Source organism: Alcanivorax sp. HI0007, from assembly GCF_001635525.1.
Lineage (GTDB): Bacteria > Pseudomonadota > Gammaproteobacteria > Pseudomonadales > Alcanivoracaceae > Alcanivorax.
The window spans coordinates 22,262-40,766 of record NZ_LWEJ01000182.1; the positions used below are offsets into that span (position 1 = coordinate 22,262).

Sequence of the window (18,505 nt, forward strand, 5' to 3'; positions counted from 1 at the left end):
GGGCGGTTCGCCATGCAAGCATAGCTCCTACAGAAAAACCGTTACGGGAAAAAGCATCAGGGCAGCAATGCCCTGTTCTGATTCATACCACCGCCCGATATACCCGAAACCGCGTAGTCTCCCCGGCCACCTGCACATGGGAAAAGGCCTCATCCAGCCACTGGGCGTAGGGTAACTCGCGGTTTGCCACCAGCCACATTTCTCCCTCCTTGTTCAGGTAAGCCGGTGCCTCGGCGATCAACCGGCGAGTGATATCCGTGGTGCGCTGACGACGGTCGTGAAAGGGAGGGTTGGTGACAATCATGTCCACCCGACCGGAGATCGGAGAAAACAGATCGCCGCCAATCACTCGCCCCTGCAAACCATTACGGGCCAAGCTGGCGGTGGTCGCCGCCACCGCACAGGCACTCACATCCACCGCCTGCACCTTCCAACCCTGGCTGGCCAGGCTGGCACTGATCACTCCTGCGCCGCAGCCCATATCGATCATGCTTCCCGGGCCAGGCAAGCGATGCGCGGCCATCAACTCCAGCAATAGCCGGGTCCCCTCGTCCAGGCGGCCATGACTGAACACGCCCGGATAGCTGACGATCTCCAGATCCCCAACCGGTATCGCCTGCCCCCAGGCCGCCAGGGTCTGGGTTTCCCCGGGCTGTAATTGGCCGCTATACAACTTGCAGTGGCGCGCACTATCCACCAATACCGCATCATCCACATGTGACTGCATGTGTTTCAGGGCGCCACGGATGCCTCCCTTGGCCGGTCCGATCAGCCATAACTCCACCGGCTGACTGATTTCACCGGCCAGCCAGTTAAGCAGAAACCGTAAACGCTCAATGGATTTGGGCAAGGGAAGAACCAACAAATCCACCTCGGGGGGGACCGTGGGTGCCGCTGCCCACTGCTGGGCACCTACGGTGAAATCATCCGCATGCAAATGCACCTGGGCATCCGCATCCAGGTTTTTCAGTGCCGGGTCATCCGCATCCACCACCAATACCTGACGGCCCGACAGGGCCCCTGCCTGGCGCAATAATAACTGTGTCGTATTTTCCATAGCAGCGAGCTCGAACCGGTGGAATAAAGTGCGGCGCAGTATAGAGCAGCACGCCTTTTCATGTCAGTCGCAACGGGCTCTCACCCTTTGGTATTAGGCTTCAAGTTTTACACATTCTCCACGCCAACGAACCGGCCACACCGGTAGAATCACGGAATCAACCCGACGATGTGGAGACTTAAATGGTAAGCGCAGGACCCTGCATTCGCGCTGTTGCCTATTTTCGCGCTGTGGCACTGTTTAGTTGTTGTCTGTTTTCTTCGTTGGTGGCCGCCGCTACGGATAGCGGCGCTTTCCGCCAGGCACTGGACGCAGCACGCAATGATGACTGGAATACCCTGACCCGGATGGAAAAACAGCTGGGAGACGATCATCCTCTGCAAGCCTATCTGGATTTCCATCGGCTGCGGGCGGCATTGCCGGACCTGGCCCCGGACAGGATCAACGACTACGCTCGGCGCTACCCGGATTCGCCCCTGCCTAACGATATTCGTCAGCTGGCTACCGTGGCCTATGGCAAGGCGAAAAAGTGGGACGCTTTGCTGGCTGTCATCAGCGATGCCCCCTCTGCCACTGCCCGCCAGTGCTACTACTACCAGGCCAAACTGGCCCATGGGGACGACACCGCCCTGCAAGCTGCTGCCCAAATCTGGGCCAGTGGACAATCTCGCCCCAATCAGTGTGACCCCCTGTTTGATCAGGCTCAGGCACGGGGTGTGATTGACGATGCCGCTATCTGGGAGAGGCAGCTGCTGGCCTTCAAGGCCAACAGCCGTGGCCTGATCCGCTACCTGGCACAGAAACTCGAGGACACCGATTATGAAACGGCCAGTGACTGGCTGGAAACGCTCTATCGTGATCCCGACAAGGTGGACAACCTGCCCACCGCCATCAAGCCGGAACAACGCCAGCAACTGCTGGCCGCAGCCCTTCACCGGTGGGCTTACAAGGACACGGTAGCCGCTCGCCAGTGGTTCGATGAGCACAGCCGTCGTCACGGTCTTCGCGATGACACCATCCGGGCAGAAGCCGGTCGACGCATTGCCTGGTATTCCACCATCCGGGGCATTGAAGAAAATCGCCAATGGCTGGACACCTGGCTGGTTGCCAACCCGGATGGGGAACTGCTGGAACAACGCGCCCGGCGTACCATCATTGAACAGGACTGGAGTGGCGCGGAGCAGTGGATTAGCCGTTTGCCAGAAAACGAACAGCAGGACTCACGCTGGCTCTACTGGCGTGCCCGGGCCCTGGAGGAACTGGACCAATCCGATCGGGCCCGGGCCCTCTACCAGCAAGCAGCCAGACAGAGAAACTTTTTTGCCTTTATGGCCGCCGACCGGCTTGGCGAGCCCTACCATTTCTCCAATGCCAGGGTTGCGTCCTCCGACGATTTCACGCCTCCCCCCGCCATCACCAGAGTGAAACTGCTGCGGGAACTGGGCGAGGATCATGCGGCCCGTCAGGAGTGGCTGTGGCTGATGTGGCACAACGATGATGCCAAGGTTCGCCAGCTTGCCCAGCATGCACTGGAACAACACTGGTATGACCTGGCGGTACAGGCATCCATCCAGGCCAAGGCCTGGGATGTGCTGGCCTGGCGTTTCCCGCCGGCATTCCAGAACGATTTTGAACGGATGGCGGCGGCCCATGACCTGGACCCCTGGCTGGCCATGGCAGTGGCGCGACGGGAAAGTGCCTTCAATCCCCAGGCTCGCTCACCGGTAGGGGCCATGGGCCTGATGCAATTGATGCCAGCCACCGCTCGCAAAGTTGCCAAGGACGCCAATCTGGGACGGCCCACCAACCAGACCCTGCAGAACCCTGATCTGAATATCCAGCTCGGCAGCCGTTACCTGGCAGAGTTGCTGGACGAATTCAAAGGCAACCGGGTGCTGGCCCTGGCGGCTTACAATGCCGGTCCGCATCGGGTGAATAACTGGCTGGGAGAGGAAGACGATGCCGTGCCCGCGGATGTCTGGATCGAATCCATTCCGTTTCGGGAAACCCGGGATTATGTCCAGGCTGTACTCACCTACCGGGCATTGTTTGTAGGGCTACACGACAACCAGGCACGCACCTCGCAACTGCTCACCGAAAAGGAAAGCCAGGTTCTGTATTCCGTCTCGATGCTGGATTGAGCATGATTTGACGGAGGGGCACTCCGCTCTTTGCGCCCGGACAAGGCGAACAAAGCAAGGTTCGTTGCGAGTTACGAGAAGCGAAAGGCAATAACGGGAGTTCCGATTCGGTTTCCGTCACTCGCTCTGCCTCTTCTCCCTCAATCCAGCTGCCGGATGTGGTAATCCAGCCGGGCTCGGGCATCGCGGGTGGACAGCAGCGGGGTCGCCTCCACCCGCCGGCGCAGGTGGATGCTGCGAGCCGGTTCCCGGGTGAAGGCAATGATCGCGTTGTGACAGTCACTGCATGATAACCGGAAACGGCTGGCATAGCCGGCCATGGCCTCATCGGTGGCCGCCGGGCTTTCCCGGTATTCCTTCCAGTCACCAAAGTTCATCACCAGGGTACCGCCGGGTGCCAGATTGTCTGCCAGACACTCTAGCCACGGCCTGTCTGCTGCCACCGCGCGGCTGACCTGCTCATTACTGGGGGCGAACAGGTCTTCGATAATCAGGTCGAACGGTTCTCCCTGATAGGCCCGCAACCAGGCCTGGGCATCCCCTTCATGGGTGTCCACGCCGAACGCCGCCATGCCAAACACCTCCCGCGCCACTTGCAAATGGGCAGGGTCCAGCTCTACGGCAACCAGCGTCTCCGGGTTCAACAAACGTCGAATCGGCGGGATCAGTGATCCCCCGCCCAGCCCCAGTACCAGCACCCGGCGAAACCGGGAAGGCTCATGCAGTAGTGCCGGCAGCCAGAGCAGATCCCAGACACTGCCAGTGAGCAGGCGCTTGGGATGAAACTCGGAATGCTGAACGCCATTGGCATACAGTCGCAGGGTCCGGCCTGCTCGACGCACTTCGTAATGCACACCTTGCAGGTCGGTTTTCCAGATCAACGCCACACTTATTTTTCCAGAGTCAGGGTCAGGCCAGCCACATTGCCATCGACGGTGGTTTCGTTCAGGAACACCCGGTTCTGATCAATTCCCAGGGTTTGTACCAAGGCCGCTTTGGCATTTTCACCCCGCAGACGTGCCAGTTCGGTGAGTTGCGCCCGTTCCAGCGCCCGGGCTTCGGCTGCCAGCATGGATTCCCAGGCAGCCTTGGCCAGAATCGTTTCCCGCTGTTGATCGTCTTCGGGTAGCGGGTCGCTGACCAGACTCTCCACGTCACGGTCGGTGCTGGACTCATAGCGCCGAATCAATTTGCGGCGCCACTTCTTCTCCAGCAAGGCGTCATCGATACCTAACCAGTCCTCATCAGCCACATCCCGTCCAATGGCCTGCGCTGCCAGCGCAGTACGGTCCGCTTCATTGGTCGTGCCGACCAGCCCCACCCTGAGCTGCGGGCGCTCATTGAGCACTTTGGCAAGCGCATCCAGGGCTGAGGCTGTGTCCGACTGGATCTCGGCATCCCCTGCCGAAAAGGCAATGGTCTCAAGGTTTTTGCCACCAGCCAGTGCTGACAGCACGGAGAACGGTGCCGTGGCTGCCTTCACCACGATATTGCTCAAGACCTTGAGCACCATGCCGCCCACGCTGAAACTGGGATCATCCAGATTGCCGGCCATGGTAACGGGCAGGGTAATTTCGCCGGACCGGTTTCGCAGGACGGAAAGCCCCAGTTTAACGGGAGCTTTCACCGCCTGTTCGCTGGGGACCTGTTCACCCAGATAGAACTCATTGGCACGAATATTGGTATCACTACTGAGCTGATTTTTTTCGATGGAGACTCCCGTGGTGACACCCAGCTGGCCTTTTTCCACCTTGTAGCCCAGGTATTGACCGGTGTAGGGAGTCAATCCGGTCATTTCATAGTTCTGCAGAGAGACATTCAGATCCGTGAAGAGAGGCTCCGGTGTCAGCGACCCTTTCACCGTTAGGGGTGCGTAGCGATCCACCTGCGCACTCAGATCAATCCTGGCCCGCTTACCCGGTCGGGTATCCAGATTGCGCAGATTACCGGACAGTTGGTACAGGCCGATCCGGAAATTCGGGCTAAGGGACAAATCTTCATGGCGAATCTGGCTGCCCACCAGCCGCACACGATCCACAGTGACCTGCCAGGGCTCGCTCTGACCCTGGCTATTGGCTTTATCCGGAGAATTACCGGAAGGCATACCCGCCTGAATCCGTGCGGCCACATCCCGACCCTGGGCATCCACCCTATTGGCCAGATCCATTCCGGTGAGCCCCACCTCACCGATACGCACAACCTGTTCAGCCGTGCTCAGTGACAGGTCTGTCACGCGGCCCTGGTTGATCTTCAGCAGGGACTGGCCATTTTCCAGCAAACTGACATTTTCCACCGTGGCGGAGGCATTGACCGACACATCCGCGTTCTCACCTTTCACGCTGGCCCGGGTATCCAGGGACAACAGTCCGTCGGCCAGCACCAGCGGCGCTTCCCGTTCCAGCCATGGCGAGAAGGGTGTCAACGACAACCCTTTCAGCCCGGCCTGGGCATCCATACTGAAAGGCGTCAGATTGCCTTCACCGGAATGGTTCAGGGTGCCGCTCTGCTGGATCTTGCTACTGCCTTCCCAGCTAAACGTGGCTGGCTCGCCGATAATCAGGTTTTTCAGGGTCAGGGTGCCGTCGGACAGCGCCAGGGTCTGAGCCGGTTGCAGGGTGCGATCGGTGAACCGCAGTCCACTGCCGGCAACCTGCACGTTCTCCAGGCGAACAATCCATTCGCTTTTACCTTGCTGAACTTTCTGGGCCGCCTGCTCTGCCTTCTCTTTGACTTCCTCGACGCGCTCCTCCGCCGCTTCCCGATCAACAGGCAGGAACAACGTTGCAAGATCAATGCCCTGACCATCCAGTACCACAGCGACACCGGGATCGGTAACGGTCACATTGGGGATCGTCAGTTCCTGGGCATGGGAGTCCAGCGCCACGCCTTCAACGCGAACCTGCGGCAGGGAGACACTGGGCGTGTCCTCGCCGGGTTTTAACAGCTGCAGCTGTCGCAATATCAACTGGCCGTCGCTGAGCAGCACCCTGGGTTGAGGCTCCGCGTTGAATTGATACGCGGTTTCCACATCCAGCTCACCGGACGGCACCGTAAAACGCACTTCGTTCTTGAGCAGGCGCGCCAGCGGGACCAGATCGACCTTTTCCACATTCAAGTGGCCCTGCGCGCTGAAGGGGGTAAATTCGAAACGGCCCTGCCAATCAAGGACGCCGCCGTCCGGCCCTTCCAGGCGAATGGCGTAGTCATTGCTGTTTTCGTCCTTGCTCTTGGTAGAGAAGTTGCTCACTGTGAAGGCCAGCGGCAGCACCAAAGTCTCTGGCTCTTCACCGGTGGCCTCGGTAAAACGCAGATCGCCATCGGCAAGACTGAGGCTGGCTATGGAAATGGCCGGCAACCCCGGCTCTTCCTGCTCCGGCTCCGCGGCTTCCTCCTCCGGAGTCTGGGCAAGCTGCGTCTGGATATGGCTCAGCACATCATCAAAGCTGAAGGTATTACCGGGGTTGCGCTGGGCTCGCACCGTCAAGGCATCGAGCATGATCTCATCAAAATGCCAGCTCCAGCGGAACAGGGAAGACAGCTGGAAATTCACATACAGCTGGTTGAACCCGAGCAACACCTCGGTCTGGTCGTCTTCAATGGAGAAACCTTTCACCGTGGCGCTTAGCACCAGAGGGTTGACCTTCACCTCCTCAATGGTGACTTGCCGACCGGTCAGGTCTGCCAGTGCCTGCCTGGCATTATCCCGGACCAGGCCCGGTGCCAGGAAAAACCCCAGCAAGGCATAAAGCAGATAAAGGCTAGCCAGAATAATCAGGGTTTTCACTTTCCAGCTACTGCTTTTCCAGGCCTGTAGCACCTTCACAACTGCCTCCTTTCAAGACCTTTCAATGTTGACGCCATGGTAGCAGTTGCGCGCGCCAGTGGCGCCCCAAACCCATTGCGCCACCCGGACGGCTGTGGAAAATGGGCGCATCTTGCACAGGAGTCCTGCCATGAGCGACAACTACCTTCTGAACATGTATGAAAAAGCCCTCAAGCTGCCTGCTGGCCGCAAGCTGTTTTCCATGGTGTTCAGCCGCAAAGCCCCCTACTTCGCTACTATTACCCCGACCATCAGCGAACTTCGCCCCAATTTCTGTGAGGTAAAGTTCAAGAAACGTAAAGGTGTGGAAAACCACATCCAGACGGTGCATGTGATCGCTATCTGCAACGCCCTGGAATGCGCCATGGGCGCCATGGCGGAAGCGTCCGTGCCCAAACACCTGCGCTGGATCCCCAAAGGGATGAATGTGAATTACACCGCCAAGGCCACCAGCGACATCACTGCTACCGCCGAGGCCAACCCGGAAGACTGGAAACCCGGCGACCTGCCCGTCACCGTGAAGGCCATGCGTGATGACGGCACCGTAGTCGTGGAAGGCACCATCAATCTCTGGATCAGCGAGAAACCCAAGAAGGGCAATTGATCGTTGAGAATGATCAGGTACCGCCCTGCCCTCAATACACCCGGGGTTGGGTGAAAACGCAAGAGGCCGCGCCCGGATATCCCGGCGCGGCCTCTTGTGTTTCCTGGGCGACATTTTCCGCCAACCTCTGGTGGAAGCGCTAGCCTCCCTGAATCAATCCTGCTGCCGCCACCGCGGACTCTTCAATCAAGTCTGCCTGAATCAGGCCACTGCGCTTCAAGGGTTTGAAATCATGATCGCCACTGGCGAGCCAGTGCACCCGAACGTTCCCCGGCAAGCCATAACCCGCCACTTCCTCCGGCTTACCGAAAGGGTCACGCTCACCCTGGCATATCAGCATGGGCACCGCCAGATGCCGCAGATGCTCGGTGCGGGTTTTCTCAGGTTTGCCCGGAGGATGAAACGGATAGCCCAAGGCCACCACCCCGTGGATGGGGGGACAGTCTGCTTCCGCTGCCAGCAGCGAGGCCATACGCCCGCCCATGGACTTGCCGCCGATCCACACGGGCAGAGAGCCCTCCGGCAACACCGCCAGTACCTCCCGGAAGTGAGCCAGCAACTGGGGGGCGCGATTGGGGGGAAACTTGCGCTGTTCCTGACGCCGGCGCGCCATGTAGGGGAACTCGAACCGGACCACTGAGACCCCCCGCCCGGCAATGGCCTCAGCCATCACGTTCATGAAGTCACTGTCCATGGGCGCTCCGGCGCCATGGGCCAATACCAACAAGGCAGAAGGTTGCTCGGCACGATTCCACAACAGCTCTATCACAACGCCATCTCCAACGCTTTGAGCTGAGCCTGCAACGCCGTTTTGAAATCGACCCGGAAAAGATCCAGCCCCGGTGTATCAAGTATCTTCTCTACCACCGGTGCCGGATGACTGACCGCCCAGCAACCGATCAGAGTCTGCTGCACCTGCATGAGATAGGTGGCCGCCTGATCCCCCGTCAGGGCGTAGGCCTGCTGTATCCGTTGCGCCAGGACCGTAAAGCGGGACAGCAGCGATTGTTTGAACTCACGGGCCGCGTCTTCCTCCAGATTCTGTTCCAGCACCGAATGCAGGATCGCTGTCAGACGACAAAACAACGGCCGCGCCACCAGCAGCTCGGACAGGGCCTGCCACAGCGGCAGGCTGTCATTCACCGGCGCCAGACTCACCTGCTCCAGCTCGTCCAGGTAGAGGCCCAGAAACAGGGCTTCCTTGGAAGAGAAATAACGATACAAGGCCGCTTTTGTAACGCCCGCCTTGCGGGCAATGGACGCGAGGCTGATCGCTTCAAAACGCTCCTGCTCGAAGAAGGTGGCCGCTGCCGCAAGAATCTGGGCTCGACGTTCCGCCTTCTGCTCCGGGGAGCGGGCGCGTTGAAAAGGACATTCGGCCATAGAGAACCTCTGATTGAGTCGGGTAGCAGGCCTGCATTTGCATCATGCCGGCCTGATTTCCACCGAAACGGTTATCCCGTCATTACCCTGCGGGGCGGCATGACAATAGGGTGCAATTGGCCTCAGGCGAACAACACCCACACCCTTACATGGGTCATTGGGACTGGGTCATTGATAAGCACGGAGACAAACGCCGCCTGGTCGGAACACCCGGAAGTCGCGCTAAAGTGCCACCGCGGCCTCTTGGTTTAGCCAATGACGGCACTATCCCTCGCGCTATCAATGCTCAATATTTCTGATGCAGCTCGCCCCGGCCCCAATGCTTCCCATGGGAGAAGTCGTCTGCAGATTACGCCTGCAGCATGCCTGCCAGTCGGCGGGTAATCATACGGGGGGACAGTTTGCCCATCCACACCAGCAGCAGGTTTTTCAGCCCGGGAATCACAATGGCACGACGGCGTGCCGCCAGGGATTTCTTCACCACCGCGTCCGTTCTCATGGTGCCTGCCTTGAACAACAGGGTGTCGGTCATGTGTGCTTCGGTGGCGAACTCGGAGTCGGTGGCGCCAGGACACAGGGCGCTCACCGCAACGCCGCTTGCTTTCAGCTCCTCATGAAGACCTTCGGAAAACGAAAGGACAAACGCCTTGGTGGCATAGTAGATAGTCATGTTAGGACCAGCCTGGAACGCCGCCGTGGACGCCACATTGATGACAAACGCATCCTGAGCCTGCTTGAGAGCCGGCACCAGGCGCCAGGTCAGATCTACCAGGGCGGTCACATTCACCTGAACCATATCGAGCTGGCGCTGCAGATCCAGGTCGGCAAACTGCCCCCGATCACCGAAGCCGGCATTGTTGATCAGGCCGGTCACCGCAATCTGCTGTTCTTCGAGCGCCTTGACCAGTTCTGCAGATGCCTGCGGCTGCGCCAGATCCGAAGCAATACACGCCACCTCAATGCCGTGCCCGTCACGCAGCTCAGCCGCGAGCGCTTCCAGGCGATCCAGTCGCCGGGCAACCAGTACCAGGCTCTTCCCTTCCGCCGCCAGTTGCCGGGCAAATTCCTTACCAATGCCGGCGCTGGCGCCAGTAATAACGACTGCTTGCATGTCTTCTCTCCATTAAGTAACCAGTGGTCACTAATTTAGAGAAAACTTACCGCCATGTAAATAACCGCTGGTCACTTAATCCATTTGCCTTGCCACTACCCCTTGAGAGCCCGGGTTCTCAGAGGAATCTTCGCTTTGCGAGCAAAGCTCCAACAGCGCCATCGCTTCAGATCGCCCCCTCGGCCACCCCCCAGAGGTTGAGCTGACCATGGGGGCCCGGCGGCACAAAGCCACTGGTATCCAGGGATTGCACTTCCCTAGCTTCCAGGCCGGCCCCCTTGCAGGCGGAAGCGAATCGCTGCCGTAACAGATGCGCCCAGGCTCCCTGACCGCTCTGTCGCTGATGCCAGCGGCTATCGTAAATGGCGCCACCATGGAGATCCCGCATCACCGACATCACCTTTTCCGCCCGCTCCGGGTAATGCTCATGGAGCCATTCCTGCCACAGTGGCCCCACCTCATGGGGCAGGCGCAGCACCACATACCCTGCCTGCTGCGCCCCCGCCTGGGCCACCTGCTCGACGATATCTTCCAGTTCGTGATCATTGATAAAGGGAATGACCGGCGCCGCCAGCACCGTCACCGGCACACCGGCCCGGCTTAACTCACGAATCACCTTGATCCGCTCACGGCCACCACTGGCCCTCGGCTCCAGCTGACCCTTGAGACGGTTGTCCAGCGTGGTCACGGACACCGCCACCGAAGCCCTGCCCTGACGGGCCATGGGCGCAATCAGATCCAGATCCCGGAGCACCAGGGTGCTCTTGGTAATCAGGCTGAAGGGATGCTGACAATCCACCAGCACCTGCAGCAATTCGCGGGTGATACGACGCTCTCTTTCAATGGGCTGGTAAGGGTCTGTCACCGTGCCCAGCACAATGGGGCGGCAACGGTAAGACGGTTTGCGCAGACTATCGCGCAGCACTTCCGCCGCATTGTCCTTGCAGAAGATTTCACTCTCGAAGTCCTGCCCGGGTGATAGATCCACATAGGCATGATTGGGGCGCGCGTAACAGTAGATGCAACCATGCTCACAGCCCCGGTAGGGATTGATACTCTGCTCGAAGGGCAGGTCCGGACTGTGGTTGGTCATGATCAGGCTTTTCGCCTGTTCACGGTGATAGCGGGTGGGTCGGTTCACCGGCGCGTCATCCCTGTCAGTGTGGCTGACGGCAAAGCGCCCCGGTATCTGGCTGAGGGTACCCCGGTTCACAGCAGGCATAATGGCTCCTGTCGAATACTGTCTTTTTGTACAGTATATCGAGACGAGCCCGGACTCAATACTTTTTACCCAACGCTACCCACCCACTCCGTTGGCGCCTTGCGAGCAAGGCGCCAACGGGGAAATGAGGGCGGGACATAAAGGGCCCTCACAAACTCCGCAGCTTGCGCAGCTCCCTTACCCCGACCGCCAGTGTCATGAAATCGTGAGGGCTGTCGGCCTGCAGGGTTTGCAGGCGGTGAATGCCGAAGGCAACCTTGCGGCTGGCCTTGTCCTCCCAGGCCTCGAAACGGGCGGTGGCGCTGTCGCCCTCCTGCTCCAGCACCTTGGCCGCGACCTGACGGTGCAGGCGATAGGTGTCTTCGCGCAGGTTGGCGCGGGCCAGGGCCTGCCAGCGGCCCTGTACGCTCAAGTCGATGATGGAAGACAACAGCCAGAGAATCTGCAGATGATCACCCACCAGGAAATAGACTTCCGCCGCCAGCTTCAGTGGCACCTGGGCCTGTGAGGCCAGCTCGATCACGTCCGGGGCGCTACCCAGCACCATGGTGTTGGCGAGCAGGCGAGCCTCTTTTTCCGGTACACCGTCGTCGCCCATACCGGTCACGGCCTGATCCCACTCCTGACGGTAACTGCCCGGCAGGATGTCCGGCAGCATGGCTTCCAGTTCGCCAATGGACTGGCGATAACGATTGACCGCTTCCGCCACCGGACGGCGCCCCCATTTGTAATGGATCAGCCAGGTGGTGACGTGTTTCATCAAACCTATGACACGGCCATAAAGTCGCAGCTGTACCTGGCTGTCCACTTTGCCATCCAGCCCATCCACCGGCGCCCAGTACAGGTCACCGTCAAACACCGCATGGGCCATGGCGTAGGCCTTGACGATGCGATGCAATGACAAGCCGTGTTCGTCCGCGTAACGATGAGCAAAGGAGAACCCCATACGATTGACCACCGCATTGGAAAGCACGGTGGCAATCAGTTCCCGTCGCAGGCCATGGGCCAGCAAATCCTCGCGGTAGGATTCCACCAGCTCGCTGGGGAAGTAGTTGAGGACGTCCTGATCGAAGAACGGATCGTCCGGCACATCGGTGGCCAGCATGGCATCGAACAGGGCGTTCTTGGTGTAGGACAACAGCACCGACAGTTCCGGCCGGGTCAGCCCCTTGCCCCGGGTGCGCCGCTCGCTGAGTCCTTCGTCATCCGGCAGGTATTCCACCGACCGGGTAAGCATGCCCTGGCGCTCCAGGGTGCGCAGGTGGTTGGCGTGTTCGTCGAGACGACTGGGCGCATTGAATTCCAGCAGGCTGAGGGCCAGGGACTGCACATAGTTGTCGCGCAGCACGGCGCTGGCCACATCATCGGTCATCCGTTCCAGCAGCGGATCCCGGGTTTCCCGATCCAGACGACCATCGCGCAGCCGCTGGTTAAGTGGAATCTTGATGTTCACTTCCCGGTCGGAGCTGTGCACGCCGCCGGAGTTGTCAATGGCGTCCGTGTTGATACAGCCGCCGTTCAATGCGTATTCGATGCGGCCCAGCTGGGTCAGCCCCAGGTTGCCGCCCTCGCCCACCACCTGGCAGCGCAGGTCGCGGCCGTTAATCCGGATGGCATCATTGGCCCGGTCCCCCACCTGGGCCTGGCTTTCATTGCTGCCTTTCACATAGGTGCCGATGCCGCCGTTCCAGAGCAACTCCACCGGCGCCTTGAGAATGGCAGTAATCAGTTCTGCGGGGGTCAGGGTCCGTTGTTCGATCCCCAGGGCCTCACAGGCCTGCGGGCTCAGGGTGATGCTCTTGGCGCTGCGCGACCAGACGCCCCCCCCTTCGGAAATCAGCGAAGCATCGAAATCCTCCCAGGTGGTACCGCGGGTGGTGAAAAGACGCTGCCGCTCGGCAAAGGTGGTTGCCGGGTCCGGGTCCGGATCAATAAAGATGTGCATGTGGTTGAATGCGGCCACCAGCTTGATCTGTTCGGACAACAGCATGCCGTTCCCGAACACGTCGCCGCCCATGTCGCCAATGCCCACCACCGTAAAGGGCGTTGTCTGAATATCCTTTCCCGCTTCCCGAAAGTGTCGCTTGACGCTTTCCCAGGCGCCACGGGCGGTGATACCCATCTTCTTGTGGTCGTAGCCGGCACTGCCGCCGGAGGCAAACGCATCCCCCAGCCAGAAGCCGTATTCCTCGGCCAGACCATTGGCAATATCAGAAAAGGTCGCCGTCCCCTTGTCCGCCGCCACCACCAGGTAGGGATCGTCGCCATCATGACGGACCACCGATTCAGGCGGCACCACTTGGTCGCCAACCCGGTTGTCGGTGATGTCCAGCAGGCCGCGAATGAATTCCTTGTAACAGGTGATGCCAAGTTTCTGCCAGGCCTCCCGGTCCGCCGGGTTGCCGCGCTTGAGGACGAATCCGCCCTTGGCCCCCACCGGCACGATAATGGCGTTTTTCACCATCTGCGCTTTCACCAGGCCCAATACCTCGGTGCGGAAATCCTCTCGCCGGTCAGACCAGCGCAGCCCACCCCTGGCCACCGGACCGCCACGCAGATGAATCCCCTCCATCTGGGGAGAATAGACAAAGGTTTCATACATGGGCAGCGGCGGCGGCAATTCCGATACCTGACTCGGGTCCAGTTTCAGACTCACATAGGACTTGTCACGGCCGGCGGCATCCGGCTGATAAAAGTTGGTCCGCAACCCGGCCCGCACCACACTGAGAAAAGCCCGCAACACCCGGTCCGCATCCAGGGAGGCCACCTGATCCAGCTGGTGATCCAGAGTCTGGGCCAGAGTGATGCCCTCATTTTTACGGCGCTCATCGCTAACGGCAGGATCAAAGCGGATCTCGAATAGCTGCACCAGGGACCGGGCGATCCTGGCATGGTCCGCCAGCAACTGCTCCATGTAGCCCTGGGAATACGGCAAGCCGGTCTGCACCAGATACTTGGTCAAGGTACGCAGGCAGACGATTTGCCGGGAGTTCAGTCCGGCCAGCAGCACCAGTCGATTCAGCCCATCGTTCTCCGTATGACCGTGCCAGCATTCCAGGAACGCCTCTTCAAAAAAGCGCTTCTGCTGCACCGGCCCCAGGGCGCAATCGCCATGCACCTGAACATCAAAAACCTGAATCCACTGGGCATCACCCTCGCGGGGCATGACCTGGGTGGGCTCTTGCCTCACCACTCGCAGGCCAAAATTTTCCAGTGCCGGCAAGACTTCTGACAGGGCGATGGGTTTCTTCTGGCTATAGAGACGCAAACTGGTGGGGCACGCCGCACCGTCCTGACTGTTGATCGACAGGGAAGGCAACACCGGCTGGGCATCATGCAACTGGGCCAGGTACTGAATATCTGCCGCTGCTTCCATGGGGCGGGTGTTTTCCTGATATCCCACCGAAAAGGCATCGCCATAGCGCAGGGATAACGCCGCACCCTCTTCCCCGTCCTTCTTGAGAATATCGCGAAGCTGGTCCGCCCAGGTCCGGGTCACCGCCAGCAACCGTTCTTCCACCTGTTCCTGGGACATGGCCAGGCGGGTGCCCTGGGGAATGCGGATAATGCAGTGGATTCGGGCCAGCCCTTCGCGCAGGAAGTCCACGGTGCGCTCCACCGAATTCCCGTTGCAGAGACTTTTCAGCTCGGCGGTGACGTGGTCGCGCAGCTCTCGGGAATAACGCTCGCGGCTGAGATACACCATGCAGGAATAGAAACGGCCATAGCGATCACGGCGCATGAACAGGCTGAGATGATGGCGATCACGCAGCGCGCGAATTCCCATGCAGGTGTGATAAAGCTCTTCCTCGCTGCACTGGAACAACTCGTCCCGGGGAAGTTGATAGATAATATCGCGCAGATGTTTGCCGGAGTGGGAGCGCTCGGGCAGGCGGGAGCGCTCCAGTACATAGTTGACCTTGCGACGTATCAGCGGAATATCACGGGGCCGGTTGATGTAGGCATCCAGGGAGAACAAGCCGATATAGCGATCCGTCCCTTCCACCGTGCCGTCTTCGGCCAGGCGTTTCACCGACACCACATCCATATAATGGGGATGATGAATCGGCGAGCGGGCATTGGCCTTGGTCACCACCACCAGACGGCCATGGGAAATGTACTTTGCCATCTCATCATGGGGGGCGATAAATTCTTCCGCATTGGCGTAACGGCTACCGGCCCGGGCCAGGCCCAGACCCGCATCATCATCCAGGGTCAGCTTGATGCCGTCTGCCACGGGCTCCGCCCGGGAACGGGCATAGCCGAGAAAGGTGAAATGATCCTGGGAGAGCCAGTCGATGAAGGCACGCGCTTCGGCCAGCTCTTCCTGGTCCCGGTTGGGAAACTCCGCCGAGAGATTGCGCTGGGTGGTTTCCAGATTATCCAGCATGGCCGGAAAATCCTGCACCACCACCCGCAACTCCCCCAGCACCTGTTCCAGATGTTCCTGCAGATGCTGATAGGCATCATCGTCGGCCAGCGGCTCGAATTCCACATAGATCAGTGATTCCGCCGGGTGCTCACCATCGCCAACCCCCACCACCCGAGTCATGTGGCCGTGATTATCGCGGAGCACCTGGATCACCGGGTGAATCGTCCAGTCGATGGCCGTGCCCGCATCACGCACCGCCATGGCAATGGAGTCCACCAGAAACGGCATGTCATCGGTCACCGTCCTCAAGGCGGCCAGTCCCCCGGACCGGGTGGGAGGTTTCAGGTGGATCAGGGTTTCTTCCGGGTGGCGCTGGAAAGCCATCATCCAGTGCTGCTGGGCGATATGGAAAAGCTGTTCGGGGGTTCTGGCGGTGAGCGCGGCCTGGCTGCTCATCTCGAAATAGGCCGCCATGAAACTGCGGAACAGGGGTTGATGCTCAACCCCGACGTGGGCGGTAACCAGTGCTTCCAGCTGGGCCTGTAACAGGGCCTGGCGCTGCGCGACGTCATCCTGCATCGAATCCTCCGGCATCCGTTCAGGCGCGCCGGCAAGGCGCCAGCGGCCCTTGTTTCACTCTATACCGGAGGAAGAGATCAATACCAGCCCGGTGCCGTGATTAGATCAGCAGACCGCGACAGTGGGATGACAAGGGAAGTGACAGAGGCTCCAAACAGGCCTTACCAATACGTAGGGTGCAGTTCGCCTAAGGTTCAGTGCACCCTACGCTCCGGCCTCAGGCGTCTTACTGTACCTGCACCGGCTGTACCAGCACCCAGGGCATTACCACCACGGTCCACAGTGCCTGGTCGGCCTCGAACCACTGGCCGGCCTGCGCATCGGCAACCTTGTCCACCTGCCCCTTGTCCCGCCACAAAGACAGGGTATCGGCCTGGTCTTCGGAAAACGCCAGGGCCACCTCGATCAGGTCCAGCTCCGGCGCCACATACACCGTCTGGCCGCGGGCAAAGAAGGGTTGCAGCTCTTTCCAGTTCGCCTTGGCGGTTTCCTGGTTGAGTTTGGCTTTGAGAATATCGCGATCTGCGGATGGATCAGACATGGGCGGCTCCGTATTCAGGGCCGTGCATTATCCGTATTCGGAGGGGGGCAATCAAAGTGCAGGAAAAGAACGCCCGCCACTTGGGGATGGCGGGCGGGCTGTACCGGGGCCGAAATTGAACATCCATGTTCGATTGCGTCCTTGCGAGATCCACTTTAGGAGAGTCCCACCCGGAAGATAAGACGCGATTCGCTACAGTTTCTGTAAGCCATTTGCCATTGAAGCAATGCCGTTCTGGCCAGATCGCTGGAGAAGAGACGATAGCAGCGGCGCGCGCTGTGCCCTTCCAGACCGACCAGGCCTCAAGCGCCACGCCTGCAAAACAGCCTCTCATCACTCCGGGTCAGCGCCAGCGAATCTTCTGGCTTGTCTCGCTGATCGGCCGCTGCCTGCGGTCGAACAGCTGGAAGCTGGCACCCTCGGCATCAAACGTAACCTCGGAGAAGGCGTTGTCACTAAACACCTCCCCTGGTACCTCCACTTTGCCCAGGGGTTTGCCCCAACCGCCATGCAATACGCCCGGCACCCGGATCATCGGGCGATACCAGCGGAACGCCCGCAGCGCAGTGGGCCAGAAAAGGCCCGAGCAGGTCCAGCTATGCACCTGCTTGCCACTCTTCAAGGTCAGACAGGCATACAGGGAAGCATGCACATCACCGCTCAGTACCACCAACTTGTCGCTACGGCTGCGGCCCATAGCTTCCAGCAGACGCTGTCGCTGGTGCATGAAGCCTTCCCAGGCATCCTTGCCACGAAACGGCCTGCGTTGTTCCGGGAACAAGAGCACCGAGGTCACCAGCACCTTGATGCGCTCCGGATCACGATCCAACCACTCGATAAACGCCTTTTCCTGACTATCACCGATCATGCGGCGCTGCCAGGGCCAGCGGCTCAGTACCCGCTCGGTACGCACATCCATGACAAAGAAATCCGCCGGCCCCCGGGAGAAGGTGTACCAGAACCGGTCCGGGTCACGATCCAGATAGGTGCCGGCCTGGTTCAGAGGGGCCGCCGGCGAGTGAGAGGCCTGATAAATCTGATAGGCCTTGATCGCGGCCGGGTATTTGCTGGTCCACAGCTCTGCATTGGCCCGAGCCGGCCAGTTGTTCTCGATTTCATGATCGTCGAGGATCATGTAACTGTTGGTCTCGCGCAGCAACTTGGCCAGATGGGGCTGGGAAAAGCTTTCCCGATAAAGCGCGTCAAAGTCCTCTCGCGTGGAGGCGGCACCAAATTTATACATGGAATCGGCATACACCTGATCCCCGCCGAAAAGGACAAAATCCGGTTTCGAAGACGTTGCCCGGGATGACATCTCGGCAAAAATCTTGTCCGCCCGATCATCCTGAATCTCGCCATCAAGGCCAACAAAGCGATAACAACAGGATCCGAAAAAAAAGCGGGTGGCGCTGGCATCCGGCTGGTTGGTAAGAAATTGCCCCTGTTCTACGGCGCTCCAGTCCAGCGCCACATCCTCTTGTGTGTTCACCCAGCCCGCCTGGTACTCGTAGCGAGTGCCCGGCTGCAGCTGGTTGAGGATCACCACACCAGAGCCATCGAAGTTGCCATTGAGCCGGAACGCCCTTGGCGGTGACCAGTCCATCTCCCCGCCCGTCGCCAGCGGATACGCCCCCACAACCCTTTTTCTCCGGCCGACAGTTTCCCTTTCGGC

General features: G+C 59.8%; 12 protein-coding genes. 2 read left to right on the forward strand and 10 right to left on the reverse strand.

The features are described 5' to 3' along the window. Positions 1-82: 82 nt before the first annotated feature. The gene (locus A3714_RS10000) at positions 83-1,057 is read right to left on the reverse strand and encodes a methyltransferase (protein WP_062816276.1); all 975 of its coding nucleotides are present in this window, start codon (positions 1,055-1,057) and stop codon (positions 83-85) included. Positions 1,058-1,239: 182 nt separating this feature from the next. Between A3714_RS10000 and A3714_RS10005 the strand changes: the two genes are divergently transcribed. Further along, complete coding sequence (locus A3714_RS10005; protein WP_063509224.1) at positions 1,240-3,198, forward strand: transglycosylase SLT domain-containing protein; 1,959 nt, start codon at positions 1,240-1,242, stop codon at positions 3,196-3,198. Positions 3,199-3,338: 140 nt separating this feature from the next. Here A3714_RS10005 and A3714_RS10010 read toward each other — a convergent pair whose 3' ends face one another. Together A3714_RS10010 and A3714_RS10015 are read right to left on the reverse strand one after the other, a co-directional pair. Then, entirely contained in the window at positions 3,339-4,085 is a 747-nt protein-coding gene (locus A3714_RS10010; RefSeq protein ID WP_062816278.1) for a hypothetical protein, read from the reverse strand. 2 nt (positions 4,086-4,087) lie between these two features. Further along, positions 4,088-7,021, reverse strand: coding sequence for a DUF748 domain-containing protein (locus A3714_RS10015; protein WP_063508556.1), 2,934 nt, complete (start codon positions 7,019-7,021; stop codon positions 4,088-4,090). A 130-nt stretch (positions 7,022-7,151) separates the two neighbouring features. Between A3714_RS10015 and A3714_RS10020 the strand changes: the two genes are divergently transcribed. Beyond that, the gene (locus A3714_RS10020) at positions 7,152-7,625 is read left to right on the forward strand and encodes a hotdog fold domain-containing protein (protein ID WP_062816280.1); all 474 of its coding nucleotides are present in this window, start codon (positions 7,152-7,154) and stop codon (positions 7,623-7,625) included. Positions 7,626-7,764: 139 nt separating this feature from the next. Here A3714_RS10020 and A3714_RS10025 read toward each other — a convergent pair whose 3' ends face one another. The 7 genes from A3714_RS10025 to A3714_RS10055 all read right to left on the reverse strand — a co-directional run. Further along, positions 7,765-8,394, reverse strand: a complete 630-nt coding sequence (locus A3714_RS10025) for an alpha/beta family hydrolase (RefSeq protein ID WP_063508555.1) — start codon at positions 8,392-8,394, stop codon at positions 7,765-7,767. Further along, positions 8,391-9,008 (reverse strand): TetR/AcrR family transcriptional regulator, encoded by a 618-nt coding sequence (locus A3714_RS10030; protein WP_062816282.1) that lies wholly within the window; start codon positions 9,006-9,008, stop codon positions 8,391-8,393. Before A3714_RS10030 ends, A3714_RS10025 begins: the two co-directional genes overlap by 4 nt. Before the next feature lie 349 nt (positions 9,009-9,357). After that, entirely contained in the window at positions 9,358-10,119 is a 762-nt protein-coding gene (locus A3714_RS10035; protein ID WP_062816283.1) for an SDR family oxidoreductase, read from the reverse strand. Between the two features lie 166 nt (positions 10,120-10,285). Continuing rightward, entirely contained in the window at positions 10,286-11,341 is a 1,056-nt protein-coding gene (locus tag A3714_RS10040; protein ID WP_063508554.1) for a PA0069 family radical SAM protein, read from the reverse strand. A 148-nt stretch (positions 11,342-11,489) separates the two neighbouring features. Next, entirely contained in the window at positions 11,490-16,292 is a 4,803-nt protein-coding gene (locus A3714_RS10045; protein WP_063508553.1) for an NAD-glutamate dehydrogenase, read from the reverse strand. A 226-nt stretch (positions 16,293-16,518) separates the two neighbouring features. Further along, positions 16,519-16,833 (reverse strand): DUF2288 domain-containing protein, encoded by a 315-nt coding sequence (locus A3714_RS10050; protein ID WP_063508552.1) that lies wholly within the window; start codon positions 16,831-16,833, stop codon positions 16,519-16,521. 343 nt (positions 16,834-17,176) lie between these two features. Beyond that, positions 17,177-18,505 (reverse strand): alkaline phosphatase D family protein (locus A3714_RS10055; protein ID WP_231867843.1); only part of this gene is annotated, 1,329 nt, incomplete at its 5' end.